The sequence below is a fragment of the Myxococcota bacterium genome (genome assembly GCA_039030075.1).
In the GTDB taxonomy this organism is placed as follows: Bacteria; Myxococcota_A; UBA9160; order UBA9160; family SMWR01; genus JAHEJV01.
The window spans coordinates 63,142-89,143 of record JBCCEW010000019.1 but is presented as its reverse complement, the minus strand read 5'-3'; the positions used below and the strand labels follow the sequence as shown (position 1 = coordinate 89,143).

Genomic DNA, 26,002 nt, shown 5'->3' with positions numbered 1-26,002 from the left:
CCGTGGGTTGTCAATGGGATCGCCGGCAGCCGGACCGCGCGGCCCCCAGGGAATCGCGGGCCGTTCGATGAGAGGTCGCCAACCGAGCCGCATGATGCGCCATCGCCCGCTGGGACCCACCCTGACGCGCGCCATCGCGCGAGAGATCGCGGTGGTCGCAGCGGTGCTGACGGCCGTGTTCGGGTTCGTGGCCCTGCTCACCGAATGGCTGGTGTTCGGTCAGGCCTTGGGACGCGGGGGCGGTGCCGACGCCGTGACCTCGTGGGCACTCGAAGCGGGCATCGCGCTGCAAGCGGCGCTGCCCTTCGCGAGCGGCCTCGCCGTGCTCCTGGTCGCGGGTCGCTGGTCCGCCGACCGCGAGCGCGATGCGCTGGCCCAGTGTGGCGTCGGTCCCTTCGCGTGGTGGCGTCCGGTCGGCGTGGTCGCGGTGGCGGCCGCGGTCGTCGCGGGCGTGGGCAGCCTGTGGAGCACGCCGGCCTCCGAGCGCGCGTTGCAGATCGAGCGCGCTGCCTGGCTCGACGCGCGCCCCTGGGACGCCATGGAGCCGGGGCACCCGATGGCATTCGGGGCGTGGCGGCTCGCGGCCGAGTCCGTTCGTGTGGATGGGAGCCTCGCGCGCGTGCGCCTCTTCTCCCCGACCCTCGGCGACACGCTCTTCGCGCGCACGGGGCGACTCTGGCGCGATCCCGAGCGCGGGGTCGGACTCGAACTCGAGAACGGGCGCGCGCTGCTCGCCGCCGGCGGCGCCCAGGAGCTGCACTTCGACGCGCTCACCCTGTCGCTTCCGGCCCCGGTGAACTGGGGCGGTGCGCGCAACCCGGCGGACGCCGTGCGCGGACACGGGTTCGCGGCGCTTGCGACGCTGGTGGTGGGGCCGGATCCGCGGCTGGCGGTGGCCGCGCGGCGCGAACGGCAGCGACGCTGGGCCGAACCGCTCTGGGCCTTCGGCTGGACCCTGGCCGCGTGGCCGTTGGCGCTCGCGACCCGCGTGCGGTCGCGCATGCGCGCGCTCGGCGTCGGGGTCGCGGCGCTCGCGGGAAGCTTCGCGGCCCAGGCCCTCGGGGCGGGGGTCGCGCAAGCGGGACTCGTCGGCCACGGCGCGTCGGTGTGGACGCCGCATGCGCTGTTGCTCCTCGCGGGGGTCGCGTGGCGAGGACGCGTTCGCTTCGGCGCGCGCACCCCATCGCGGCGCGCGGCGTCCCCGGCGCGCGACGGCGAGCGCCACGCCGTCGCGTTCCGCAGCGGGATCCTCACGCGCCACATCGCGGCGCGTTTCCTGGTGCTCGTCGGTCTCTCGTTCGGCGCGCTCTTCGTCTTCTATCTGGGGATCGATTTCCTGGAGCGACTCGCTTGGTTCGCGCGCCACGCCGCCGAACCCGACGAGGTCGCGCGTTTCTACGCGGCCCGCGCGCCCTTGTTGGCGGCGCGGGTGGTGCCGTTCGCGATGCTGGCTGCCGCGGCGCTGCTGGTCGGTGCCCTGGCGGCGGATGGAGAGCTGGTCGGGCTGCGTGCGAGCGGCGTGTCGGGGTTGCGCGCGCTCGCGCCGGTGTTCGTGCTCACCTGGCTCGCCGTGCCCGGCTATTTCCTGCTGCGCGACCAGGTCGTCCCGCGCACGAATGCCCACGCCGACTACCTGAAGCGCACCGAGATCAAGGCGCAAGCGCGGTCGCCCGCGACAGCGTCCACGCGCGCTGTGTGGCAGCGGTCCGGCGACCGTTGGGTCGCGGCCGACGCGTTCGACGCCGAGCGCGGCATCGCCCGCGCCTTGACCGTCTTCGAACTCGACACCGAGGGTCTGCCCGCCGCGCGCTCGGACGCCGATCGTGCGGTGCACACCGGGGAGGGCTGGTGGACGCTCGAAGACGCGACGACCTGGACGCTCGGAGCCGGGAGGAACGCACGACGCAACGGTCCGGAGAGGACGCGCCTCCAGGTGGGTGTGGGCGCTCTCGATCCGATGCATCTCTCCAACGAAGGCCTGACCCGCGCCATTGCGCGCCGTGAGCAGACGGGCGTACCCACCACCGGTCTGCGCACCGCGTTCCAGGCGCGCAGGGCCGGAGCGCTTGCCCCGGCCCTGCTGCCGGCCGCGCTCGTACTCTTCGTCCTGGGCGGTCCGCCCCGGCTCCGTTGGGGGCGAACGCTGGCGTTCGCCCTCGGTGTGTCGGCCGGGTACGTCGTCCTGGTGGGGATGACGACGACCCTGGGTTCCCAGGGTGTGCTCGCTCCAGGGGTCGCGGGCTGGTTGCCCAGCGCCGCGTTGGCCGCGCTCGCCGTGGCGCTCTGGCCTCGCGCGCGCCGCTAGCCGCCCGATCGTTCGCCGCGGGAGGCGCGCTACGTTCCGCCCGTGATCGGTGCGGCGCGAGCGTGGCAACGAGGGGGGGTCGTGGCCTTCGGGCTCCTGCTCCTGGCATCGGGAGTGGGCGCCGAGCTTCGGGCCGAGCGCATCGAGGTCGACTCGGTCGAGACGTTGCGCGTCGGCGGGCCCGATTCGATCGGCGGGGTCGGTGACTGGTGGCTCGCGAACGACGTCATCGAAGCGGTCATCGACGACGTGGGTCGCGAACACGCGAAGCAGAACCACGGCGGGACCCTCGTCGACCTGGGCCTCCGCGATCGTCAGGGCGAGGATCAGTTCGCGCGCCTGTTCCCGATCATCAACCTCACCCAGCGCATCGAGGTGGGCTACGACGCGATTCGCGCCGAAGTCGATCCCGACGGGGCGTTCGCGCGTATCGTCGTGACGAGCTCGGGGCTGCGCGCGCTTCCACGCGGCGGTTTCTGGGCGCGCGCGCTCGACCCGCTGGTGCCCGACCCGGAAGACATCGCCGAGGTTACCGTCGAGACGGTGTACGAGGTGCGTCCCGGCGAGCCCTTCGTGCGGATCGAGACGACCCTCACGAACACGGGCGAGGACGGGGCACCGGTCTTCGCGTTCGGCGACGTCTGGATGCGCGGGGGTCGCAGCGGTCGCATCTTCCTCGGCAACACACTCGCCCCCGAGGCTTCGCGCGGGTTCCGCAACATGGGTTTCGCGCGCGACGGCTTCCCGTCGGCCGACGCGATCGCGGCGTTCACCCACCTGGGGCTCGTCGGTGTCGAGGGGTTCCCTCCGATCGCCTACGCCCTGGCCTCGCCCGAACGCACCGAAGCGGGCCTGCCGATCTTCGGGGTCACCGAAGAGCACGTGAGTGTGGCGGTCTCGCTACTCGGCTCCCGTTCGCCGAGCCTCGGTCTGCTGGGTCTCGCGCGCGCGCTGTTCCGCGAACTGGAGGCCGGGGAGCAGTCCGTGTGGTCGCGGCGCGTGTACGTCGCCGGACGTTCCGATGTCGCCGCGAACTCGGACCGCGTCTTCGTCGATCTCGGCTTCGCCGACGGCCGCGCGGGGCTGCGCGGCGCCCTCGACACGGGGGCGCGGCGGGCCGTGCTGTGGGTGGGGACCGAAGCCGGCGCGCCGGTGACATCGCGGCGCATTGCGTCCGGCGAACCGTTCCAGATCGTGTTGCCGCCGGGTCGCTACCAGGTCGAGCTTCGCGTCGCGGGCGCCCAGAACACCACGCGCGTGATCGAGGTCCCGGAGGCGGCCTTCGCCGAAGTCCGCTTCGACACGCCGACCGCCCTGGCGCAGCTGCGCTTCGCGCCGGCCTTCGCCGATGGGGGGCCTGGCCGGATCATCGTGGAGGGCCGGGACGGCACCCCGGATCCGCGCTTTCACGACGATCTCTGGGACGCCCGCCTCGATGGAGCGCCGCTGCCGAGCGCGCAGATGAGCCGGTCCCTGTGGTTCACCGGGACGCCGCAGGATCCCGCCGCGGTGGCGCTACCGCCGGGTCGCTATCGACTCACGGCGACCCGCGGGCTCGACTGGAACCTCGCGCAGATCGAGTTGACCCTCGCGGAGCCCGGCAGCGAAGCGGCGGTGCCGCCGTTCGAACTCGAAGCCCTGCCGCCCCTGGCCGGGGTCGAGGTCGCCGACCTCCACGTCCACGCCCAGGCCAGCGACGACTCCCAGACGCCGAACGAGCAGCGCCTGCGCGCCTACGTCGCCGAGGGCGTCCACGTGCTCGTCGCCACCGATCACGATCACGTCCCCGACTACCGCCCGGCGCTGGCACGCCTCGGCCTCGCCGACCGGCTGCGCGTGGTGCACGGTGTCGAGATCACCAGCAGCACGCCGAGCGCCGTCGCGCCCTGGACGATCGGGCACCACAACGCCTGGCCCGTCGAGCCGCGTCCGACGTTGCATCGTGCGGGAGCGCCTCCCAGTCAGAACCTGCTCGTAGGAGAGCTCTACTCGAAGCTCCGTCGCGAACACGGCGCTCAGGTCCTGCAGTTGAACCATCCGCGCGGCCGGAAGCCCGCGCGCCACGACGGCAGTTTCTTCACCCACCTGAGCCAGGGACCCGCCTTCGATCCCGCGGCGCCGCTGGATGCGCCCGACCATGCGCCGCTCCTCGAGGCCGCTGCCGACGGGACCCGCGCGCTGGACTTCGACGCCATCGAGGTGATGAACGGCAAGTCGTACAACGCCTACCGGCTGATGCGCGCGGACTGGCACGCCTTGCTCCGACACGGCGTCCGTCGCACGGGGACCGCGAACTCGGATACCCACGGCGCCGATCAGCTGGCGGCGTACCCGCGCAACTACGTCTGGGTGGGAACGGATCCACGGCCGGAGCCACAGGCGGGCTTCGATCGCGCCCTGCGCGAGGGACGCAGCTTCGGAACGACTGGTCCGCGCATCCGCCGCTTCCAGGTGGGCACGGCCGAGGCCGGTGCGCTCGTGCCCGGCGGCGAGGCCGGGTTCGTCGCTTTCGAGGTCGACGCGGCCGACTGGGTTCCGCTCGAAGAGGTGCGGATCGTGGTGAACGGCGACGTCGTGCATCGCACGACTGAGCGCACGGGACGCGTTCCCCTCGCGCTCGACGCGGATGCCTTCGTGGTGCTGGAGGCGGGGGCGCCGCTCGACGCGGACGCTGCAGCCTGGCGCGCGGCACACCCGGGCCCCTACACCGAGACGGTGGTTCCGGGCTTCGTGTCGGCTGCGTTCTCGAACCCGATCTACGTGGACGTCGACGGCAACGGACGCTTCGACGGGCCCGGCGTCCGCTGACTCCGGGGGCTACTTCCCCTCGAACTTCGCGTCCTCTTTCGCGGCCATCGCCTTGTAGCCGAGGGTCATGTCGTCGGAGGTGAAGAGCGGCGCGGCGCTGGCGGCTTCGAAGCGCAGCGCTTCGGCGAGGCCCTGTTGGGCGCGGTAGTTGATCGTGCGCTTGATGCCCTGCACGGCGAGTGGCGCATTGCCGGCGATCTCGGCGGCGAGCGCCGTCGCGTGGTCGACCAGCGTGTCACGCGGCACGACTTCTTGCACGATGCCGATGCGCAGGGCGGTTTCGGCGTCGATGCGTCGGCCGGTCAGGGCGAGGAGCTTCGTCCAACCCGCACCGATCTCGGCGATCAAGCGCAGGTCGCCGCCCGCATCGATCGACACGCCGACCTTCGGCTCGGGGAGCGCGAAGCGCGCATCGTCGGAGGCGATGCGGATGTCGCCCATCATGGCGACTTCGAGGCCCGCGCCGAGGCAGTAGCCGTGAATCGCCATCACGACGGGCTGCGGCAGCTCCGCGAGCACGTGGAAACGTTCGTGGACCCATCGGAACTTCTCGAAATAGTTGCGGGTCTTCTCGGCCGGGGAGCGGCCGGTGATGCGGTCTTCGGGCATGCCGAGGTCGACCCCCGCGCAGAAGGCCCGGCCCTCGGCGCGGAACACGACCGCGCGGATCGTGTCGTCGAAGCGAATCTCGTCGGCGAGAGTCGTCACCTGGCGGGCCGACTCCCAGCTCCAGGCGTTCAGCTTCTCCGGATTCGTGAGCACGATGTGGGCGAGCGGCGGCTCGCGTACGAGTTCCATCAAGACGGGTCGTTCACTCAAGAGAGGGGTCCTCGCAGGTGGGGCTCAGAGTTCGAAGGGGCCCTTGCCGAGTTGTTCGCGGATCGGCACGAACTCGGGCATGAGCATGGCGCGGCGCTGCCAGTTCGCGCCGTCGACGACCAGGGTGTGGCCGCTGATGTAGGCGGCGTAGGGAGACGCCAGGAACGTGGCGGCCCAGCCCAACTCGTGGGGAAATCCGACCCGGCCCGCCGGAGCCCGGGCCCCGTCGTTCTTGCGGCGTTCGGGGACCGAACGAATGTTCTGGGTCTCGTCGTCGTGGGGGAAGAGGCCGGGCACCAGGCCGTTCACGCGTATCCCGTAGGGTCCCCATTCGACGGCGAGGGTCTCGGTGAGGTTCTTGACGCCGGCCTTTGCGGCGGCGGAGTGGGCGAAGCCCGGACCGCCGGTCCAGGCGTAGGCGGCGCCGATGTTGACGATCGCGCCCGGCGTTTCGGCCGCGATGTGCCGACGGCCGAACTCGCGCGAGCAGTGGAACGTGCCCGAGAGGACGATCTCGACGACCGCACGCCAGGCGTTCGGGCTCATGTCCTCGGCGGGAACCGGGAAGTTGCCGGCGGCGTTGTTGATCAGGACGTCGGGGAGACCCGCCTGCTCGGCGACGCGGTCGAAGGCGGCGGCGACGCTGTCCGCCTGACGGACGTCGGCGGTGGCCGACAGGGCCTTGCCCCCCGCCTCTTCTACCGCCGCGACACCGGCCGCGAGGTGCTCTTCGGAGCGCGACACGATCGCGACCGTCGCGCCGAGTCGACCGAACTCGACGGCCATCGCTTTGCCCAGGCCGGTCCCGCCTCCGGTGACCAGGACGACCTGACCGTCGTAGCTGCCGGCGGGCAGGGCGTGGGCTCCGAGCGGCGGGGGTTCGGGCAGTCCCATGAGATCCTCCAGAAGGGGTCGAGCGAGCCCCCGCTTTGTAGTCGCCCGAGACCCGCGCTGGCAAGGGCAGGGCACCGACGGAAGCCATCGGGAGAGCGTGGTAGGGTGACGCGCCACGGAGGAGCGGTGAGCGAAACGATCGAGACCGGAACCGAGCAGCTCTTGTGTCACGTCGACGAACGGGTCGCCGTCCTCACCCTGCATCGTCCCGAGGCCCGCAACGCGCTGACCATCGAGATGAAGGAAGCGCTGCGCGCCGTGCTGCCCGTGCTCGACGACGACACCGGGGTGGGGTGCGTCCTGCTGACCGGCGCGGGCGGCGGGTTCTGCGCGGGCGGCGACACGAAGGTCATGGCCGAGGGGCCGCCGCCCGAACGCGAGCCGCGCGTGCGCATCCTGCGCCGCGAACACGAGGTGCCCGCGCTGCTGCACCGCCTGACGAAGCCGGTGTTGGCCGCGCTGCCCGGGCCCGCTGCGGGCGCGGGGTTCGCGCTCGCGCTCGCCTGCGACCTGCGGATCTTTGCCGAGAGCGCCTTCGTGACCACCGCGTACGCGCGCCTGGGGCTCTCCGGAGACTACGGCGCCAGCTGGTTCCTCACGCGACTGCTCGGTCCGGCCCGGGCCCGCGAGCTGATGTTCACCGCACGACGCGTGAGCGCCGAGGATTGCCTCGCGCTCGGCCTCGCCAACCGGGTCGTGGCGGAAGCCGAACTGCCGGACGCAGCCCTGGCCTGGGCGAAGGAGATCGCGAGCGGACCGCCGATCGCCCTGCGCTTCATGAAGGAAAACCTGAACCGGGCCCTCACCGAAGATCTGCAGTCCTGCCTCGATGTCGAAGCCGAGCGCATGGTCTGCGGTGCCTTCACCGAGGACTACGTCGAGGCGGTGAAAGCGTTCAGCGAGAAGCGGAAGCCCGAGTTTCGCGGGAAGTAGCCCCGCGGCCCGCATAGGCCGCCAGCTGATCGGACAGCTCGTCGGCGAAGTGCACGAACGCCCCGAGGGTCGGCGCGTCGAAGTCCTGCCAGATGGCGGCGATCGCGCGTTCGCGTCCGCGGCGCAGGTTGCGCAGCACGCGCTTGCCTTCGGCGGTCAATCGATAGCGGCGCTGGCGCCCATCGCTCGGGTCGATCTCCACGACCACGAGGCGCTGGTCGAGCAGGGCGCGGAGCCCGCGTGACACCGCCGCCGGCGTACATTCGCGCTCCTGAGCGAAGAGCGACGGCAGGAAGTGCACGTCGGCCACCTCTTCGAGCAGGGACCACTGGGATTCGGTGAGCCCGACCTCGCCGGCGAGCTGACGCCGCCGCAGGGTGAAGAGCTCGGTGAGCCGCTGGAGGGCGGCGATGGCCTCGTGGATCTCGGGTCGCGCTTGCATGATATTTAACTTATGTTAATAATTATTGATACGCAAATGAAATGCACTTGACCCCGTTCTCACCCCCACTCCGGAGTCCTCCATGGATCAGACCGCCTCTATTCAAGACCGCTTCGGCCCGGCTGCGGCCGCCTACGTCACGAGCGCCGTGCACCGCTCCGGGCCCGACCTCGACGCTCTCCTGGCCGCGGGTGTCCGCACCGGCCACGAGCGGGTGCTCGACCTGGGCTGCGGGCCGGGGCACACCGCATTGGCCTTCGCGCCCCGCGTCGCCGAGGCGGTGGGTCTGGACCTCACCCCGGCGATGCTCGATGCGGCGCGCGCCCAGGCGATGGAGCGGGGCATCTCCAACGCGCGCTTCGAACCCGGGAATGCCGAGGCGCTTCCCTTCCCGGATGCGTCCTTCGACGTGGTGACGTCCCGACACTCGGCGCACCACGTGGCCGACCCGGCCGCCATGCTGCGTGAGGTCGCACGGGTGCTGGTCCCGGGAGGACTCTTCCTGCTGTCGGACGCGGTGGCCCCCGACGACGCGGCCAGCGACACCTTCCTGAACGCGTTCGAGGTGCTGCGCGACCCGAGCCACGTGCGCGACCACCGCGAGGCCGATTGGCAGGCGCTGCTCGCGACGGCGGGGCTGGCGTCGGAAGTGCTCGACCGCTTCGTGCTCGAGATCGATTTCGAAGCCTGGGTGACCCGGATCGGGACCTCGGCCGAGGCGACCGCGGGTCTACGCGTGCTCTTCGACGCGGCACCTGCCGAAGTGCGGGCGCGCTTCGGGCTCGAGCGGCCGGGCGACTACGATTTCCAGCTGCCGATCGCGGTCCTGCGCGCGGAGCCGCAGGCCTAGGGCCGCCGCCTAGCGCCGCGGGCGCACGACGTAGTTGCCGCGGTCCTCGTCGAACTCGAGGTCGATGTGGCCGTCTTTCTCGACCATCTCGAGCACATCGGCGAAGGAGCGGGCTCCGTAGTAGCCCTCGTTGAAGCCGGGGAAGAGCCGCCGGATCGTCTGCTTGACCATCGAACCCCAGATCGTGTCGTAGTCGCGTTCCAGGGAATCGACGGCTTCGAGGATCTTGTCGGCCAGCTCGTCCTTCTTGTTGCCCGAGTCGTCCTTCTTCTTCGTCGAGGGCTTCTTCTTCTTTTTCTTCGCTTCGACGTCCCGGATCAGGTCGTCGTAGTAGACGAACTCGTCACAGCTCCCGATCAGGAGATCGGAGGTCGAGCTCTTCACGCCGCAGCCGACCACCCACTTCTCGTTCTCCTTGAGCTTCGCGACGAGCGGCGAGAAGTCGCTGTCGCCCGAGATCAAGGCGAAGGAATCGATGTGGTCCTTCTGGTAACAGAGGTCCAGCGCGTCGACGACCATGTGGATGTCGGCGCTGTTCTTGCCACTCGCCTTCGACTGGGGAATGTCGACGAGCTCGATGCCGTGGGTGTGGAACTCGCGCACGGCCTCGCGGTAGTTGCCCCAATCGCAGTAGGCGCGCTTGTAGACGATGCGGCCCCGCTGCAGGAGACGCCGCAGGACCAGGTCGATCTGGAACGAGCCCTTGCGCATCCGGCGGACGCCGATGGCCAGGTTCTCGTAGTCGATGAAGACGGCGATCAGAGGTTCGTTGTTGGCCAAGCGCTCAGGCTTCCTGCTCGACTTCGGGTTCTTCTTCTTCGACGAGGCCGTAACCGGCCAGGTCGTCCTGGGTGGCGACGTCTTCGTCCGCCGCGACGCCCTCGCGTGTGGCCCGCTTCTCGCGCTTTGCAGCGGCCTTCTCCGCCTTCTTCAGCTCGCGCTGCCGCTTCAAGACGGCCGTCTTGCTCTTTCTCGCCATCGGCGTACTCCGCAGGGAGGAGGGAAGCTGGGCGGGAGGGCGGGGCCTGTATCGTAACGCGCACGGCGCCCCGTGCACACGAACGCGCCGCTTCAGGTGTCCGTCGGGTCGGGGAAGATCGGCTGGGGAACGCGTTCCCCCTCACGCCGGGCTTCGCGAACCGCGCGGATCAGCTGGAGCGCCCGCGACAGGAAGATCACGCCCAGGATCACGTTGAGCACGAGGAAGATCGCGTTGATCGAGAAGGCGTAGGCGATCAGGTGGTCGCGGTCGCCGAACTCACCGAAGAGCGCCGCCCAGGTGAGCTCCCGGGTCCCGAAGTTGCCGAGGGTCGGAATCAGGAAGGTGAGATAGATGATCGGGAGACGCGCAGCCATCGCCGTCCAGTCGATCGCCACCCCGAATGCGTGGGAAGCCAGGTACTGGATGTGCACGTCGAAGAGGGCGAGCAGGCCGAAACCCCAGATGAACGGCGCAATGGCGCGCGGCGGGAAGCGGTCGAGCCAGGCGTTGATCGGCTCGAGGCGCTTGCTGGTCACCCGCCCGCGGCGAGCGGACCAGATCAGCACCGCCGCCACCGCCACCACGACCCACATGGCCACGGCGGTGAAGAACACACCCGGCACGGCCATCACGCCGCCTGCCTGGAAGGGCAGGGCGATCGTCACCTGGATCAGCATCACGAACATGTGGCTGACGACGGGCACCAACGCGGCGGCCACCACGGCGTCGTAGCGACCGCCGCAGAGCTGCACGAGGCCGATGAAGTAGGCGGCGTCGGAGAGCGGGTTGCTCACCGCGCGGGCCAGCTCGGAGCCGCCGCGAATCGCGAACACCGAGAAGACCGGGACCTGCACGACGAAGCGTCGCAGCGCGACCGCGGACAACGACGTCCACGCAATGAAGAAGGCGAGACGGTCGGCCGTGGCGTAGAACAGGAACCACGGCACGTCGGCCTCGCCCATCGCCCCGAGCAGCCGACCCCAGTCGGTCGCGTAGCCGAAGACGTAGAAGAGCAGCCCCGCCGACACGACCCACGGCAGCACGCTCCGCCAGCGCTTGTACGAGCCCGTCGCCATGGTCTCCTGTTTTCTGTCGACGGGGCTCGCGACTACGAAGAGGCGCGAGCGAGGTTCACGGACTCGGGGAGCAGGCTCGGCGTGGTGTAGCGGGGCAGCGCGTCGTAGAGACTCATCTGGGTGCGCGGGCCGACGGCGCCGTCCACCTCGATGCTGCGGTCCCACTGGAAGCGCGACACCGCGTCGCGGGTGCGTTCGTCGAAGCTTCCGTGCGCGGTTTCGCGGTAGTAGCCGAGCTCTCCCAGCACCTGCTGCAACCACACCACCGGGCGTCCCTGGTCGCCGGGCCGAATCACGCGCGGCAGATCCTCGTGATCGCGCCAGACTGCATAGACCTCGCCGTCCAGGTGTTGCAGCAACTCGGCGGTCTCGATGCTCACGCTCTCTCCCCGCACGACGCCTTCGAGCTCCACGCGGTCCCCCACGACCGATCGCAACAGCGCGACCCGCGCGACTCCCGCGCGGTCGCGCAGGGATACGATCGCCGGCGTTGCGGCGTCGAGCAAGGCCGTCATCTCCGGGCGGACCGGCAGCAGCTCGAGGCGCTGTGATGACAGCCGCGCGCGCAGGTCTTCCTCTTCGATGGGCTCGCCTTCGGTCGGCGGAAGCTCCCAGGCGGCGAGGATCGCGTCGAGCGTGGCCGAGCGGGCCGCGTCCGGGGTCTGGGTGCGCAGCAGGCGCTCGAGCGCGACGCCCTGCAGCGGGACGCGGGGGGCCGGCGGTTCGGGCCGGGCGACCTCGACCGGCGCAGGCTCCGGCTTCAACGGATCCGCCACGACCGGCGCAGGTGCCGCGGGAGGCGCAGCGCTCACCGCGGGCGGTTCGGGGGGCGCAGAGCCGGGTTGGCGCATTGCGCCGGCGAGCGCGATCGCCAGGGCGATGCCCGTCGCGAACGCGAGGGCCCCGGCGCGACCGCCGAAGGCCCAGCGACTCGAGGCGCGCCGGGTGCGCGCGGGGCGCAGCTCGGTGGCCGTGCGCGAGACGAGCTTGCGGTCGATCTGGGCCTGCTGTTCCGCATAGCCGGCCAGCAGCGCGCGGTCGCACACCAGGTTGATCACGCGCGGGACGCCGCGACTCAACTGGTGGACCGCCTTCAGCCCGCCGTCGGTGAAGATGGGACGGTCGAGCGCGCCGGCGATCCGCAGCCGGTGCCGAACGTAGGCGGCGGTTTCCTTCGCTTCGAGCGGTCCCAGGTGCCACCACACGCTGATGCGTTGGCGGAGCTGGCGCATCTCGGTTTGCGCGAGCTTCTCGTCGAGTTCGGGTTGTCCGAGCAGGACGATCTGCAGGAGCTTCGTCGTCTCGGTCTCGAGATTCGAGAGCAAGCGCAGCTGCTCGAGGGTCTCGGTCTCGAGGTTCTGGGCCTCGTCCACGATCAGCAACACCCGCCGCCCCTGGGCACTCTGTTCGAGCAGGAACCCGTTGAGGACTTCGGTCAGCTCGGGCCGCGATTCGCCGAACGTCGAGAGTCCGAACTCGGCGTTGATCGCCTTCAGCAGCTCGAGCGGGGTGAGCGTCGGGTTGAAGAGGAAGGCGACCTCGGACTCGGCGCCCAGGCGACTGAGCAGGGTGCGGCAGAGCGTGGTCTTGCCCGTGCCGACTTCGCCGGTGATCGCCATGAACCCCTCGCCCTGTTCGATGCCATAGACGAGGTGCCCCAACACCTCTCGGTGGGAATCCGAGAGGTACAGGAATCGCGGGTCTGGGCTCAAGGCGAAGGGCTTCTCGCGAAACCCGTAATAAGAGAGGTACATCGAGGCGCTCCGGCGCCCACGACGTGCGTGGGGGAGCCGCGATTCTAGCAACCCTCTCCCCGCCGGGGGCCGTTTGGGGCGGGAGTAGCGGTCGGGGGAAGCCGGAACACGCGGGGTGCCGGGTCGGAGCTGCACCCCGGGGCCGCGGGTGCCGGCTTCCAGCTGCGGGCGAGTCGTCAGGCAGGGCGGAAACCCCCTGGCGGGAAGGCACGCCACTTGCTCTCCTCGTGAGGATGGCCCTCGACCGGACCACCGAGCTGATCCTCCGCCACGCGGCGGCCGCGATCGCGGCTGCCGCCACGCCCGTCCCCATCGCCGACGTCGCGGCGGTCACGACCGTGCAGCTGGATCTGCTGCGGCGCCTCGCCGAGCGCTACGACGTTCCCTTCGACGCGGTTCAGGGCCGTGCCCTGCTCGGCGCGATCGCCGGGGCCTCGTTGGCCCGCTTGGGCGCGAGTACGCTCAAGGCGTTGCCCGGCGCGGGTTGGTTGGCGGGGGGTGCCGCCCAGATGGCGCTGGCCGGGGCTTCCACGGTGGCCGTGGGCCAGGTCTTCCGCGAGCACTTCGAAGCGCGCGGCTCCCTCGAAATCGACGACGCCGATGCGCTCCGGGCGCGCTTCGACGAAGCCCTCGAACGGGGCCAGGACGTCGCGCGGACCCTGCGCCAGGCGGATCGACGCGAGCCCGAGGATCCGGCGGCCCAGCGCCTCGCGCGCCTGGAGCGCAGCGGTGTGCTCACCCCGGAAGAGGTGGACGCGCTGCGCGCCCTTCACGCCGAGGACGACCCCGAGCGCTGAGCGCTCGCCCGTGTCTCCGGCGCGCTAGCCCGCGTCGACCAGGGCGTCGCGGATCTCGCGCTTCAGGATCTTCCCCGACGCGTTGCGCGGGAGCGAGGTCGAGCCCAGCTGCACGATCGACGGCACCTTGAACCCCGCCAGACGCTCGCGGACGTGGGCCTGCAGCTCCGCCGTCTCGAGCTGGTGCCCGTCCTTGACCACGATCGCCGCCGCCACCTCTTCGCCGAGTCGTTCGTGGGGCATGCCGAACACCGCGGCCTCGTACACCGCCGGGTGTTCGTAGATCGCGGCCTCGACCTCAGCGCAGTAGATGTTCTCGCCGCCGCGCAGGACCATGTCCTTCGCGCGGTCCTGGACGTAGACGAATCCCTCTTCGTCGATGCGGCCGATGTCGCCGCTGCGCAGCCAGCCGTCGACGATCGTCTCGGCCGTGGCTTCGGGACGGTTCCAGTAGCCGCGGATCAGGTTGGGTCCGCGGAACCAGATCTCGCCGACTTCGCCCGAAGGCAGCGCCACGCCGTCCTCGTGGGCGACCTTCATCTCGACGACCGGCACCGTGCGACCGCAGCTGGTCGGCTTGCGCAGGTAGTCGTCACCCGCGTTCTGCGGTCCGTAGGCGTTGGTCTCGGTCATGCCGTAGCCAATGCCCGGCGCCGCGTTGCGGAAGCTGCCATCGACGCGCTTCACCAGCTCGGGGGGCGCGGGCGCGCCGCCGCCACCGACGAAGGCGAGGCTCGTCGTGTCGTATTTCTCGAAGTCGGGGCTCTCGAGCAGGTCCCAGGACATCGTCGGTACGCCGACGAAGTTGCTGACCTTCTCGCGCTCGATCAGCTGGAGGGCACGGCCGGGTTCCCACTTGTACATCATCACCAGCTTGTGGCCGCCGCCGAAGCAGGAGAGCATCACCGCCACGCAGCCCGTGACGTGGAAGAGCGGGACCACCAGGATGAAGCAGAGCGCCGGCGGCGGTGCCGGCGCGGCCTCCGCATCGTCGCCTTGCCCGCTGGTCAGCGCCAGCGCCATGCCGCGACATCCGAAGGCGCCCATCGCCGACAGCACGGCGTGGTGGGTGGAGACGGCGCCCTTCGGGCGACCCGTCGTGCCCGACGTATAGAGGATGGTCGCGTCGGCGTGCGGGTCGATGTCGACGGCCGGCATCGGCGTTCCGAGGGCGACGACGTCTTCGTAGCGGTCGACGCCGGCGGGCAGCGACCGGTCTTCGCTGCGCACCACCACCGTCGCGACACCGGCGTCGGCGATGGTGGCCTGGGCACGTTCGAGTCGTTCGAGGTCGGCGATGAGCACCTTGCTGCCCGAGTCGCGCAGCCCATAGTCGATCTCGTCTGCGGTCCACCAGGCGTTCTGCAGGACGGCGACGCCGCCCACCGAGGTGATCGCCGCGAACGCGACGATCCACTCCGGATAGTTGCGCATCGCGATCGACACGCGATCCCCCGGCTCGACGCCGTAGCGTTCGACGAGCGCGGCACCCAGCGCGTCGGCGTGGCGCATGACCTCGCCAAAGCTCCACTGCTCGTCTTCGTAGACCAGGAAGGGCTGGTCACCGCGGGTGCGCGCCAGGTCGAACACGGCGCGCAGCGACGGCGGCGTGCTCTTGAACACCTTGAGGCGTTGGCCGCGGATCTCGGCCTCTTCGATTTCGAAGGGGCCACCCGGGCCAGTCAGCATCGCGATCGCTTCGTCGTAGCCAAGGCCCATCGGCCGCACCCTCCTCGAGGCAAAGGATCCCGAGTCTAGGCGCTGCGGGCGGGAGCGGGAGGACGTTTCGCCGCGTTCGGCTCTGGCGGGAAGGAAGGAGACCCGGAAGCCGCGCGGGTGATTTCACGGCTTCCGGGCCTCACTTCGTCCGTACCCCGAGTGGAGAGTGCCCGAGGTGTCGCCCAGCCGGTGTGAGGTGCTTCACACCGGGCCGAGAAATTTCGCTGTTCCCGCGGTGGGTTCGAGTCCGCGGGGCCCGCGCGTGGAGGGGGGGAGTGCACAGGCCCCGCGGCTCGAGGGGGGAGGGATCGGAGGAGGGAGGGAAGCAGCGAGGGAGCGAGAGGGAGGAACGAAGCGGGCTAGTCGCGCCGTCGCGACAGCCAGACGAGCAGGGCGAGCCCGGCGAGTCCGGCCGGGAGGCCCGGCTCGGGCAGCGGAGTGGTCGGGGGAGACGGGGTCTCGGCGCCCTGGCCGGCGACGCAGGGGTCGGCTTCGCCGTCGCGGTCGGCGTCGATCTGGAAGTCGCCGTTCTCACAGAGTCCGAAGACGAAGGTCATGGTGCTCGTGTCGATGCCCGCCGGGAGACGCGTGTCGGCGTCGTAGAGGGCGTCGATCCAGACGGCACGCTGGGCGTGCTTTGCGCGGCGCAGGTCTGCACCGAGCAGACTCGCACCCGAGAAGTCGGCGTCGCGCAGGTTGGCCGCACGGAGCCGCGCCCCGTCGAGGACGGCGCCCTGGAACTGGGCATGACGGAGGTTCGCCTTGTTCAGGCGGGCCTCGATCAGCGAAGCGCCGGTGAAGACCGTCCGCTGGAGCTTCGCGCGCTGAAGTCGCGCGCCATCGAGCACCGCGCCGTCGAAGCGGGCGCGCTTCGCCTGCGCCTTGCGCAAGTCGACGTCCGTGAGGTTCGCGTCGACGAAGATCGCGCCGACGAGCTTCGCGCCGCTCGCCTTCGCAGCGACGAGGCTCGCGCCGTTGAAGTCGGCCTTGTAGGCCTGCACTTTGCGGAGCTTCGCGTTGTCGAGCGTGGCGCCGCGCAGGTTGGCGCGCGCCAGCTTCGCGCGGTTGAGCACGGCTTCGGTGAGCCGGGCTTCGGCCAGGTTGGCGCGCTTCAGGTTCGTCTCGACCAGGCGCGTCGAATGGAGATCGGCGCCGGAGAGATCGATGCGGCGCAGGTCCTCGCGACTGTGGTCGTCGAAGGCGTGGTACTCGCCGGCGTGATCGCCCTTCTTGAAGAGGGGACCGGCAGTGGCCGGGAGGGCCAACGCCAGGGCGGCGGCGGCGCCCGCGAGGGCGCGGAGTGCGACGCGGTGGCCCGGGGGCCGACCCGCGCGACGGATCTGGGGGGTCATCAGCGATGCCTTTCCGGTCCACAAAGCGGGCTGGGAAGCGTCCTTCGCTCCAAGCCCGGGGCGGTCACACGAGAGGCGATGTCACGGTTCTCTTCGGCGGGTCAGGTGAAGGCTTTAGCCCACACTCGGTATTTCCCAGGACCCGACCGGCAATTCGGGCGCAACCGGCGGCACGAAGTCACGGTCGAGCCGGCCCTCCGGGTCTCCTAGGCTGGACCGCGCTTTTTCGAAGGAAGGAACGCTTCATGCCCGACGCGATCGTCGAACGCGACGGCCACACGATGGTCATCACGATGAACCGGCCCGAGCGCTACAACGCGCTTTCCGGAGCCATGCTGATCCGCATGTTCGACGCCTATGAGGAGGCGTCACAGGACGCGGAGGTCCGCTGCATCGTCGTCACCGGCGCGGGCGGCAACTTCTGCTCGGGCGCGGATCTCAAGGGGATGGCCGGCGACGGCGGCAACGAAGACCCGGAGATCGACGTGCAGGGCCGCCTCGCCGCCGACCGGGACGTGGTCTACAAGGCGCTGTTCCGCCACTACCGACCGACGAAGCCGATCGTCGCAGCCGTCGAAGGGGTCGCGATCGCCGGTGGGACCGAGCTCCTGCAGGCGATGGAGATCCGAGTGGCCGGCGAGAGTGCGCGTTTCGGCGTTTCCGAAGCGCGCTGGTCCCTCTACCCGATGGGCGGGTCCGCGGTGCGGCTGCCGCGGCAGATTCCGTACACCCAGGCCGCCGAGATCCTGCTGACGGGGAAACACCTGCGCGCACCCGAGGCGAAGGAGATCGGCCTGATCGGCCACGTGGTGCCGGATGGCCAGGCCCTGGAGAAGGGGCTCGAGATCGCCGCCACGATCGGTCGCAACGGGCCCCTCGCCGTCGAGGCGATCACCCGGACCCTGCACGAGTGCGACGGCATGGAGCTCGATGCTGCCCTGCGCCACGAGTGGGAGTACGGCCAGGCCGTGTTCGCGAGCCAGGACGCCAAGGAGGGGCCGCGCGCCTTCGCCGAGAAGCGCACCCCCCAGTTCCAGAGAAAGTAGGAGCCGCCACAGAAAACAGGGGCCGGCCCTTGACTCTCCGGTCGGGGGAGACCGCAGGTTGGGTCTCGCGGGCGCGGAAAGCGCGCCCCACCACGCGAAACCCCAGGAGATCCCCATGACCAGCCTCTTTCCCGACGTGTGCACCGATGACGTCGCGGCCTGCCGCGACTTCTACACCCGCCTCCTCGAGCTGAAGGCGGTCTTCGACAGCGATTGGTACGTCCAGCTGCAGCACCCCGAGGACGAGCGGATCCAGCTCGCATTCGTCCAGCGCGCACACGACAGCGTGCCCGCCACCGATCAGAAGCCCGCCACCGGTGTGCTGGTCACCTTCGAGTGTGACGACGCCACCGCCGTGCACGCGCGTGCGCGCGAGCAGGGCGTGCCGATCGTGCAGGAGCTGCGCGACGAAGCGTGGGGCCAGCGCCACTTCATGACGCGCGACCCCGCCGGCCTCCTGGTTGACGTCGTGGAGCTGATCCCGCCGACGGGCGAGTACGCCGCGCAGTAGTCTGAAAGCCACGGAGTCGTCTGAACGGCATGGCGGGGACGGGACGCCTCCTGTCCCCGCCGCGCTCCAGGCCCCGGCGGGCGGAGGTGCACACGATGCGGGAAAGCAGCTGGATGCCCATCGGACGCTTCGCGCGCAGCTGCCGGCTCAGCGTCAAGGCGCTGCGCCACTACGACGAGCTGGGTCTGTTGGCGCCTGCCTTCGTCGATCCGCAATCGGGCTACCGCTACTACGCCCGCGAGCAGGCCCGCGACGCGGTGATGATCAGCATGCTGCGCTCCCTCGACCTGCCCCTGGCGGTGATCCGGCGCGCCCTCGCCGCCGAGCCCACCGAGCTCAAGTCGCTGGTCGATGCGGAAGCCGCGCGGGTCGAGGCCGAGCTGGCGGCCCAACAGCGGGCGCTGCTCTCCCTGCGCCAGATCGCGAAGACCGGTCAGCTGGCTCCGTACGCGGTGCAGACGGAGACCCGGTCGTCGCACCCGGTGCTGCGCATCTCGGGGGAGACGGATTCCGAACGACTCGTCCCCGACACGACCGAGCTCGTCTACGCCCTGTTCGACGGCTTCGCGCGTGCGGGCAGCGCGGTGGCCGAGCCCGTTCTCTGCATCAACGAGTTCGGCCCCGACGATCGGATCGCCGTCCACGCCTGCGTGGCCTTCCCCGACGGAGCCAGCGCGCCCCGCGTGGCCGGCGCCGAGCCTTGGGAGCTGCCCGGGGGGCGCTTCGCCACCGTCGAGCATGTCGGGCCGTACGAGACCCTCGGCCTCGCCCATCACGCCCTCCACGCCTGGGCCCAGGAGCGGGGCCACCCGGCACGCACGACCAGTGGCTCGCGCGAGTCGACGGAGATCTGGGAGTTCTACCGGAACGACCCCGCCGATGTTTCCCCGGAAGAGCTGCGGACCGACGTAGCCCTCCCGCTTCTCGACGACGAGGTGTAACCGGCCGCGCCCGGCGGCTTCCAAGAGACGCGCCCGCCCGGAGGATTCCGTGGCTTGGATCTCTCTCGTCCTGCTCTGGGCTGTCTTCACCTTCGCCGGCATCGGCCTGATCGTCTGGAGCGAACCCTGGTGGCGCGCGCGTCCGGTCGCCGTAGCCCGCACGCGTCGCCCCGTGAAACCGAACCGTCCGGTGGCCCCTTGCCCGTCGGCGGGTATGGCCGGCTGCTCGGCCTGAGCCGTCCTGGCGCTGCCGCGCATGGGGCCCAAGCGGGCTAGCAGGATGCCGAAGCACCCATTCCCGTCGCCACGCGGCGTCTTCGGGCCGCCTTCTTCGTTCCCGAAACTCGCGGTAGCGACACTACCGCTTCGTTTCGGCGCCTCGAAGGCAACCGGAACTCGCTCGCGTCGCTCGGTCCAGGATTCTTCAGCAGCCTGCTAGCCTACGCCTCCCACTGGAGGCCCCCATGTCCGACCGCGTCGAAGTCCAGATCTCGAACCACATTGCCGACGTGCGGCTCACGCGCAGCGACAAGCTGAACGCGTTCGACCGCCCGATGTTCGATGGCCTGATCGAGACAGCCCAGGGCCTCGCGAAGGAGCCATCGGTCCGCGCGGTCGTGCTTTCGGGCGAGGGCCGCGCGTTCAGCGCCGGACTCGACTTCGCGTCGATGGGCCAGACCGGCCCGTCCTTCAAGGACATGCCCGAGGTACCGGACACCCCGGCGAACTGGTTCCAGGCGGCGGCCTTCCTGTGGCGCGAGCTTCCGATGCCCGTGATCGCGGCGGTGCAGGGCGTCGCCTACGGCGCTGGGATGCAGCTGGCCCTGTCGGCGGACATCCGCTTCGTCACCCCCGATGCGAAGCTCTCCCTGCGCGAACTGCACTGGGGACTGATCCCCGACATGTCGGCGACCCAGACCCTCCGCAGTCAGGTCCGGCTCGATGTCGCGAAGGAGCTGATCTACACGGCCCGCGTCGTGTCCGGCGCCGAGGCCGTCGAACTCGGTCTCGCCACTCACGTGACGGATTCGCCGCACGAAGCCGCCCTCGAACTCGCCCACGAGATCGCGGCCCGCAACCCCACCGCCGTCCGCGCGGCGAAGGAACTGCTCGAGACGACCCAGGTGCGGGAAGCCGAGGCGGCACTGGCGCTGGAGCAGGAGCTGCAGGCCCGCGTGATCGGCAAGCCGAACCAGGCCGAGGCGGTGAAGGCGAACATGGAGAAGCGGCAGCCCGAGTTCGGCGACGCCGAGATCTAGGGGCCCGGCGCTCGCGGCGCGTTCAGGTTGCTCGAGGCGAACGCGACCTTGCGGTGGGTTTCCTCCGCGAAATGGCTCGCGTGGGACGCTGAGGTCCTGACCGCTTCGGGGCCGGGGCGGCGTCTCCTCGTCCGACGGCATTTCCTGCTGCGCTGAGTTTCGCTGCGGAAACCCACCGCGCACCTGCACGCCTGCGCGCGTGGCGCGAGGCTGCGGAAACCCACCGCGCGTCCGCGCGCGGCTCGATGCCGCGGGGATCCGACGCGCGATCGTGCGTGTCCCGCGCGGAGGTCGTCGCGCGCGACCCCGCGCGTGGTTCGGCGTGCCTGACGAGGGCCTGGGGGCGATGGAATCAGCGTAGACTGACGCCGAGGAGGGACGTCATGGCCCGCGTCGTCAAGCTCGGTATCAACCGCCCGGTCACCCGACCGCTGTTGCCCGATCCGGATCCGCGACCGGTGAAGTACACCTTCATCTCCGTCGACGATCACCTGATGGAGCCGAAGCACACCTTCGAAGGGCGCCTCCCCAGCAAGCTGCAGGACCGCGCGCCGCGCGTCGTCGAGACCGAAGAAGGCCACGAGATCTGGCAGTTCGAAGACACGCCCTACTTCCAGGTGGGATTCATGTGCGTCGCGGGTCGTCCGCGGGAAGACCATCGCGTCGAACCCTCGCGATACGAGGAAGTCCGTCGCGGCTGTTGGGACATCGACGCCCGCATCAAGGACATGGACATCGGCGGGATCTACGCCTCGGTCAACTTCCCGTCGGGCGTGACCGGCTTCGGGGGCACGCTCTTCTCGGAGGCGAAGGACCCGGAGCTGGGCCTGGCCTGCGTGCGCGCCTGGAACGACTGGCTCTTCGAGGAGTGGTACACGCCGTACCCCGAGCGGATCGTTCCGTTGGGCATCACCTTCCTCGCCGACCCGGAGCAGGGCGCCGCAGAGATCCGCCGCAACGCGAAGCGCGGTTTTCGCGCCGTGACCCTGCCCGAGCAGCCGCATCGCCAAGGGTTGCCGCCGATCTTCGATCCGTCCTGGGAGCCGATCATCCGCGCCTGCGCCGAAACCGAAACGGTGATGAACCTCCACGTCGGCTCGTCGGGCTTCGCCCAGATGCCGCCGGGTGCTCCGATGCTCGAGCTGGGCTCGACCCTGTTCGGCTCGATCGCGATCACCTCGTGCGCCGAGTGGCTGTGGAGCGGTTGGCCCGCGAAGTACCCGGAGCTTCGGATCGCGATGTCCGAAGGCGGGATCGGTTGGGTCGCCATGCTGATCGATCGGCTCGACGACATCATGAGCCGTTCGGGTTATGGCGCCGGATGGCCCGACCCGAAGAACTCGCCGTCGGACGTGCTGCGGCGCAACTTCTGGTTCTGCATGATCGAAGACGCGTCGACGATCTGTACGCGCGAGACGATCGGCGTCGACAACATCCTCTTCGAGTCCGACTACCCGCACGGCGACGGCACCTGGCCCGACACCCAACGCGTGATCGACGAGGTGCTGGGCGACTTGCCGGTGGACGAGATCCGCAAGATCACGCACCAGAACGCGGCGCACGTCTATCAACACCCGCTGCCGAAGGTGTGCATTCCCTAGCGAGGCGGTCCCCTGTGGGTCGACGCCGGAATCGCGGCCTGTCTACGCACTCGAGGCGGGTTACGAAGGCGCGAGGGGCGCGCGCATCGCCGGACTCGAAGACCTCGCCCACGTCTTCGACGCGGACTGGGGGCCTTCGGGCGGAGATCGATGGGGCTCGAGCGCTAGAGCGAGGCCGTGGTGATGGCACTCAGCGTCGCTCGGCGTTCTGCACGGGCAACGGCGACTTCGAGAAGTCGCTTGGCGAGGATTGGGGTGAAGCGCTCGGCTGCGACGCGGTGCCCTTCGGTGTTGTAGTGACCGTCGCGCACGAAGCGATGGTCCTCGCCGTCCGGGGCGATCGCGTGGGCGAACACGCCCTCGCTGGCAAGACGCACCTCGTCGATCATGGCTACACCCCGCGGTGATCCGAAGAGGACGAAGCCCGCGGACGTCGAGCCGACCGTCTGGGCGAGTTCGGCGATGATCGCGGAGGTGAGCCGGCTCGGGTAGGAGGAAGTCGCGGGCTGGCTCGCCGCGACTTCGGTCGCGGTGCGCTTCGGGGCGCCGAGGCGATACAGACTCCGCAAGAGGTCCGGCGACTCCCGCAACCGAGTCGTGAGCACGCTAAAGAGCGCCGAGTGATCGAACAGCGCCATCTGCAGCTTGCACGCGGCCCGCGTGGAGGCACTGTCGGCGCGCACGACGGTCGCCTCCGCCGTTGTCTGTAGCTGGGCACAGACGTCCGTATCGTCGGGGGGCCTCACGAGTTCGAGACGCTCGTCCTCGTGGAGCACCAAGGCGGGCTTGCTAAAGACGCGCCGCGACCGATGCAACGTCATGTTGTTGCGCGTGTCGTTGTCTGAATGAAGCAGCATGACGAGGTCGGGGTCGAAGCGAATCCCCCGCTCGCGATAGAAGAGATAACTCTGGTCGGTTCCGTAGCCCCGAACACCCGCGTTGATCACTTGAACCGGTGCGCCGACTCGCTTCGAGAGCTCGCTCTCGAGTAGCGCAGCGAACGTCTCCTCGTAGGGCACCTCGAAGCCTGCCACGACCGAATCGCCGAGGAGCAGGACGCGATACCCGCGTTCGGGACGCGGCCCGATCTCAGGCCCCCTGAGCCCATCGGAGTTGATCGCGACATCGGCGCGGAACTCGATCGGCCACGGGCGCGGCCCGACGAAGGTGCCGACGGCGTTCGACTGATGCGACCAGCCGAGCAAGCGGTCTGCCTTCCAGAACATCGAAGGTTTCGAGTAGGTCGAGTGGATCGCCTCGTAGCCGGCGAAGCGGAGCGCGATCTCCAGTGCCGCGAGCGTCAGCGTCACGGAGACGAGGGCGAGGCCCACGTTGAGAACGAAGCCCGCGAGCCGGCGGGTGCCCTTCGCTTTCGAGACACGGGTAGAAGACACGCCGTCGCAAGGTCGGCCGCGGTCGAGATCGCCTTCGGGGGTGGCCCACTGCATCCGCATCGACTCCACACGTCCGGGCGGCCCCGTCGGGGCACCGGGGGTTCTGAAGGGGAAGTGGGAGCCGAAACGCTCACGTGTCACGCCGGGAAGAGGATTCTGCGGGCCGCACCGCGGGCGCATGGCTCCACCCCGCTCGGGTGCCGTGAGAACCGCTGTTTTCGCGGACGATTCGGCGATTTTCGCGGGCCCCGGGGATGGAGGCTCCGTCGGAGGTCGCGCGCCCGCGAGTTCAGGCCGAGCGGACGAGATGCACTCGGCCTGACCGGGACAAGCCCGCCGATCCGACGCGCCCCTTGTCAGCGTGAAGCCGAGCACCCCGCGCGCCTCGAGCAGTCCGTGGTGTCCCCTCCAGCGGCTTTCGCTCGGCCAGAGTGACGATGGCGCCTGGGCCCCTCGGGGTGGTCGGGCCGCGGAGCCCTTGATCCGCGCTCCGCGGTGCTTAGGTTGCGGCGGCATGTCCGAACAGCGCGATCTCTATACCGTCCTCGGTGTGGCCCGGGACGCCGACTTCGACACGATCCGGAAGGAGTACCGGAAGCTCGCGCGGCAGACCCACCCCGACCTGAACCCGGGGGACGAGAAGGCGGCCGAACGTTTCAGCGAGATCTCCCGCGCCTGGGAGGTGTTGCAGGACACCGAGAAGCGGCAGCTCTACGACGAGTTCGGCGCCGTCTCGCTCGAGGCCGGCTTCGACGCCGAGCAGGCGCGCACCGCGCGCGACGCCTTCGGCCGCCGCTTCGGCGGCGCGGCACCGGGCACGGACTTCGGGTCCGAGTTCCAGTTCGGGGACCTCGACGACCTGCTCGGCCGCTTCTTCGGGGGGCGGCAGGCGGGCGAGGCCGGCTTTCGCATGCCCGGCTCCGACCTCGAAGCCCATCTCACCCTGGATTTCGAGCAGGCGATGCGCGGCGGCGAAACGCCCCTGACCCTGCAGGGTCCGGACGGGACCGAGACGGTCAAGGTGCGCATTCCGCCCGGCGTCGACAGCGGCGGACGCCTGCGGATTCCCGGGAAGGGCGGTCCGGGCGTCGGCGGCGGAACCCGCGGCGATCTGTGGGTGACGCTCACCGTACGGCCGCACCGTTTGTTTCGACGCGAAGGGCGCGACCTCGCCTTCGATCTCCCGGTGAGCGTGCGCGAAGCGATTCGCGGCGCCGAGATCGAGGTGCCGACCCTCGACGGTCGCGTCCAGCTGCGCGTTCCGCCGGGCACCCACAGTGGCACCCGGCTGCGCCTGCGCGGGAAGGGCGTCCCCGATCCGAAGGGCGGAACGTCCGGAGACCTCTACGCCCACGTGCAGATTCGCGTCCCCGAGGCGATCGACGAGGCAGCGGCACTCGCGCTCGACGCGCTGGAGGACCTCGAGGATCCCGGCCTCCGCAAGGAGCTCTTCTCGTGAGCCGGCGCGTCCGCGTGGAAGACGTCCTCGTCTTTCTCGGCGTCGAGCGCCGCGGGTTCCTCGAGCCACTGCGCGACGAAGGGCTCTTCCTCGCCGAAGAACTCCTGCCGGACGAGGCCGAGGAACTCCGGGTCGCGCAGATCCTCGTCCAGGACCTCGGCGTGAACCCGGCCGGTGTCGACGTGGCGCTCCACCTGCGGCGGCGGTTGCTCGCGCTCGAAGCGCGCACGCGCCGATTGGCGCAGGCGTTCGAGCGCGATCGAGAGCCCCGCTAGCGTTCGCCCCTCACTCGGCGTCGGCGAGGCGCGGCTGATCCCGAAGGACCACGGGCTCGTGCTTGCTCCCCGCACGGATGTTCAGCGTTTCCACGAAGAGCGAGAACGTCATCGCCGAGTAGATGTAGCCCTTCGGGATGTGCTGATCGAAGCCCTCGGCCACGAGCATCGCGCCGATCATCAATAGAAAAGCCAGGGCGAGCATCTTCGTCGTCGGATGGCGGTTGATGAACGCCGAGATCCGTCCGGCCGAGACCATCATGATCCCGACGGCGATGACCACCGCGATCACCATCACACTGACGTGTTCCGCCATGCCGATCGCGGTGATCACCGAGTCGAGGGAGAAGACCAGGTCGAGCAACAGGATCTGGGTGATGACGCTGGCGAAGGAAGCCGTGCCCTTGAGCTCGTCAGGCGTGACGTCCCCTTCGAGCTTGTGGTGGATCTCGTAGGTGCTCTTGCCGATCAGGAACAGCCCGCCGACGAGCAGGATCAGGTCGCGGCCCGAGATGCCCTGGCCCCATACGGCGAACAGGTCTGCGGTGAGGCGCATGACCCAGGCGATCGACAACAGCAGGGCGACCCGTCCGAACATCGCGAGCCCGAGACCGATGCTCCGGGCGCGGGCGCGCTGATGCTCGGGAAGCTTGTCGGACAGGATCGAGATGAAGACGATGTTGTCGATCCCCAGCACGATCTCGAGAGCGGTGAGCGTGCCCAGGGCGACCCAGGCCTCCGGGTCGGCCATCCATTCGAACATGTCGACGACTCCTCGCGATGGA

At 70.0% G+C, this 26,002-nt stretch carries 24 protein-coding genes; 13 read left to right on the top strand and 11 right to left on the bottom strand.

Annotation, left to right across the window (positions count from 1 at the left end; genetic code table 11):
• The first annotated feature begins 91 nt into the window (after positions 1–91).
• Positions 92–2,305, top strand: a complete 2,214-nt coding sequence (locus AAF430_19080) for an LptF/LptG family permease (GenBank protein ID MEM7412340.1) — start codon at positions 92–94, stop codon at positions 2,303–2,305.
• An 81-nt stretch (positions 2,306–2,386) separates the two neighbouring features.
• Positions 2,387–5,113, top strand: coding sequence for a CehA/McbA family metallohydrolase (locus AAF430_19075; GenBank protein ID MEM7412339.1), 2,727 nt, complete (start codon positions 2,387–2,389; stop codon positions 5,111–5,113).
• A gap of 9 nt (positions 5,114–5,122) precedes the next feature.
• On the opposite strand, the gene AAF430_19070 is transcribed toward AAF430_19075, so the two are convergent.
• Both AAF430_19070 and AAF430_19065 read right to left on the bottom strand, forming a co-directional pair.
• Positions 5,123–5,932, bottom strand: a complete 810-nt coding sequence (locus AAF430_19070; GenBank protein MEM7412338.1) for an enoyl-CoA hydratase/isomerase family protein — start codon at positions 5,930–5,932, stop codon at positions 5,123–5,125.
• 24 nt (positions 5,933–5,956) lie between these two features.
• The gene (locus tag AAF430_19065; GenBank protein MEM7412337.1) at positions 5,957–6,826 is read right to left on the bottom strand and encodes an SDR family oxidoreductase; all 870 of its coding nucleotides are present in this window, start codon (positions 6,824–6,826) and stop codon (positions 5,957–5,959) included.
• Positions 6,827–6,952: 126 nt separating this feature from the next.
• Between AAF430_19065 and AAF430_19060 the strand changes: the two genes are divergently transcribed.
• Positions 6,953–7,759, top strand: a complete 807-nt coding sequence (locus AAF430_19060; GenBank protein ID MEM7412336.1) for an enoyl-CoA hydratase-related protein — start codon at positions 6,953–6,955, stop codon at positions 7,757–7,759.
• Here the strand turns inward: AAF430_19060 and AAF430_19055 are convergent.
• Positions 7,722–8,201, bottom strand: coding sequence for a MarR family transcriptional regulator (locus AAF430_19055; protein ID MEM7412335.1), 480 nt, complete (start codon positions 8,199–8,201; stop codon positions 7,722–7,724). The two genes, AAF430_19060 and AAF430_19055, sit on opposite strands and share 38 nt — an antisense overlap.
• An 82-nt stretch (positions 8,202–8,283) precedes the next feature.
• On the opposite strand from AAF430_19055, the gene AAF430_19050 reads away from it, so the two are divergent.
• Complete coding sequence (locus AAF430_19050) at positions 8,284–9,051, top strand: methyltransferase domain-containing protein (protein MEM7412334.1); 768 nt, start codon at positions 8,284–8,286, stop codon at positions 9,049–9,051.
• Positions 9,052–9,060: 9 nt separating this feature from the next.
• Here the strand turns inward: AAF430_19050 and AAF430_19045 are convergent, their stop codons facing one another.
• The 4 genes from AAF430_19045 to AAF430_19030 form a co-directional block, all read right to left on the bottom strand.
• A complete protein-coding gene (locus AAF430_19045) occupies positions 9,061–9,831 on the bottom strand; it encodes an NYN domain-containing protein (GenBank protein ID MEM7412333.1) in 771 nt (256 codons plus the stop codon).
• 4 nt (positions 9,832–9,835) lie between these two features.
• Entirely contained in the window at positions 9,836–10,030 is a 195-nt protein-coding gene (locus tag AAF430_19040) for a hypothetical protein (protein MEM7412332.1), read from the bottom strand.
• 92 nt (positions 10,031–10,122) lie between these two features.
• Positions 10,123–11,109 carry a lysylphosphatidylglycerol synthase domain-containing protein gene (locus AAF430_19035; GenBank protein ID MEM7412331.1) on the bottom strand — a complete coding sequence of 329 codons (987 nt, stop codon included), beginning with the start codon at positions 11,107–11,109 and terminating at the stop codon, positions 10,123–10,125.
• A 32-nt stretch (positions 11,110–11,141) separates the two neighbouring features.
• Positions 11,142–12,863 (bottom strand): AAA family ATPase, encoded by a 1,722-nt coding sequence (locus tag AAF430_19030; protein MEM7412330.1) that lies wholly within the window; start codon positions 12,861–12,863, stop codon positions 11,142–11,144.
• A 233-nt stretch (positions 12,864–13,096) separates the two neighbouring features.
• On the opposite strand from AAF430_19030, the gene AAF430_19025 reads away from it, so the two are divergent.
• The gene (locus tag AAF430_19025) at positions 13,097–13,660 is read left to right on the top strand and encodes a DUF697 domain-containing protein (protein MEM7412329.1); all 564 of its coding nucleotides are present in this window, start codon (positions 13,097–13,099) and stop codon (positions 13,658–13,660) included.
• A 24-nt stretch (positions 13,661–13,684) separates the two neighbouring features.
• Here AAF430_19025 and AAF430_19020 read toward each other — a convergent pair whose 3' ends face one another.
• Positions 13,685–15,379, bottom strand: coding sequence for a class I adenylate-forming enzyme family protein (locus tag AAF430_19020; GenBank protein ID MEM7412328.1), 1,695 nt, complete (start codon positions 15,377–15,379; stop codon positions 13,685–13,687).
• Between the two features lie 359 nt (positions 15,380–15,738).
• Positions 15,739–16,731 carry a pentapeptide repeat-containing protein gene (locus AAF430_19015; GenBank protein MEM7412327.1) on the bottom strand — a complete coding sequence of 331 codons (993 nt, stop codon included), beginning with the start codon at positions 16,729–16,731 and terminating at the stop codon, positions 15,739–15,741.
• 245 nt (positions 16,732–16,976) lie between these two features.
• Between AAF430_19015 and AAF430_19010 the strand changes: the two genes are divergently transcribed.
• The 6 genes from AAF430_19010 (at position 16,977) to AAF430_18985 (ending at position 22,089) form a co-directional block, all read left to right on the top strand.
• Complete coding sequence (locus AAF430_19010; protein ID MEM7412326.1) at positions 16,977–17,777, top strand: crotonase/enoyl-CoA hydratase family protein; 801 nt, start codon at positions 16,977–16,979, stop codon at positions 17,775–17,777.
• Positions 17,778–17,892: 115 nt separating this feature from the next.
• Complete coding sequence (locus tag AAF430_19005) at positions 17,893–18,288, top strand: VOC family protein (GenBank protein ID MEM7412325.1); 396 nt, start codon at positions 17,893–17,895, stop codon at positions 18,286–18,288.
• A 113-nt stretch (positions 18,289–18,401) separates the two neighbouring features.
• Positions 18,402–19,229, top strand: a complete 828-nt coding sequence (locus tag AAF430_19000; protein ID MEM7412324.1) for a MerR family transcriptional regulator — start codon at positions 18,402–18,404, stop codon at positions 19,227–19,229.
• 49 nt (positions 19,230–19,278) lie between these two features.
• Positions 19,279–19,464 (top strand): hypothetical protein, encoded by a 186-nt coding sequence (locus tag AAF430_18995; GenBank protein MEM7412323.1) that lies wholly within the window; start codon positions 19,279–19,281, stop codon positions 19,462–19,464.
• A gap of 229 nt (positions 19,465–19,693) precedes the next feature.
• Positions 19,694–20,488 (top strand): crotonase/enoyl-CoA hydratase family protein, encoded by a 795-nt coding sequence (locus tag AAF430_18990; GenBank protein MEM7412322.1) that lies wholly within the window; start codon positions 19,694–19,696, stop codon positions 20,486–20,488.
• Between the two features lie 383 nt (positions 20,489–20,871).
• A complete protein-coding gene (locus tag AAF430_18985) occupies positions 20,872–22,089 on the top strand; it encodes an amidohydrolase family protein (protein MEM7412321.1) in 1,218 nt (405 codons plus the stop codon).
• 164 nt (positions 22,090–22,253) lie between these two features.
• On the opposite strand, the gene AAF430_18980 is transcribed toward AAF430_18985, so the two are convergent.
• Entirely contained in the window at positions 22,254–23,537 is a 1,284-nt protein-coding gene (locus AAF430_18980; protein MEM7412320.1) for a GDSL-type esterase/lipase family protein, read from the bottom strand.
• Positions 23,538–23,997: 460 nt separating this feature from the next.
• Here AAF430_18980 and AAF430_18975 point away from each other — a divergent pair, with 460 nt between their 5' ends.
• Both AAF430_18975 and AAF430_18970 read left to right on the top strand, forming a co-directional pair.
• Positions 23,998–24,942 carry a DnaJ C-terminal domain-containing protein gene (locus tag AAF430_18975; protein ID MEM7412319.1) on the top strand — a complete coding sequence of 315 codons (945 nt, stop codon included), beginning with the start codon at positions 23,998–24,000 and terminating at the stop codon, positions 24,940–24,942.
• The gene (locus tag AAF430_18970) at positions 24,939–25,217 is read left to right on the top strand and encodes a MerR family DNA-binding transcriptional regulator (GenBank protein ID MEM7412318.1); all 279 of its coding nucleotides are present in this window, start codon (positions 24,939–24,941) and stop codon (positions 25,215–25,217) included. The genes AAF430_18975 and AAF430_18970 overlap by 4 nt, the downstream gene beginning before the upstream one ends.
• Before the next feature lie 10 nt (positions 25,218–25,227).
• On the opposite strand, the gene AAF430_18965 is transcribed toward AAF430_18970, so the two are convergent.
• Positions 25,228–25,980: a TerC family protein gene (locus tag AAF430_18965; protein ID MEM7412317.1), complete on the bottom strand. Its 753-nt coding sequence runs from the start codon at positions 25,978–25,980 to the stop codon at positions 25,228–25,230.
• Positions 25,981–26,002 lie beyond the last annotated feature (22 nt).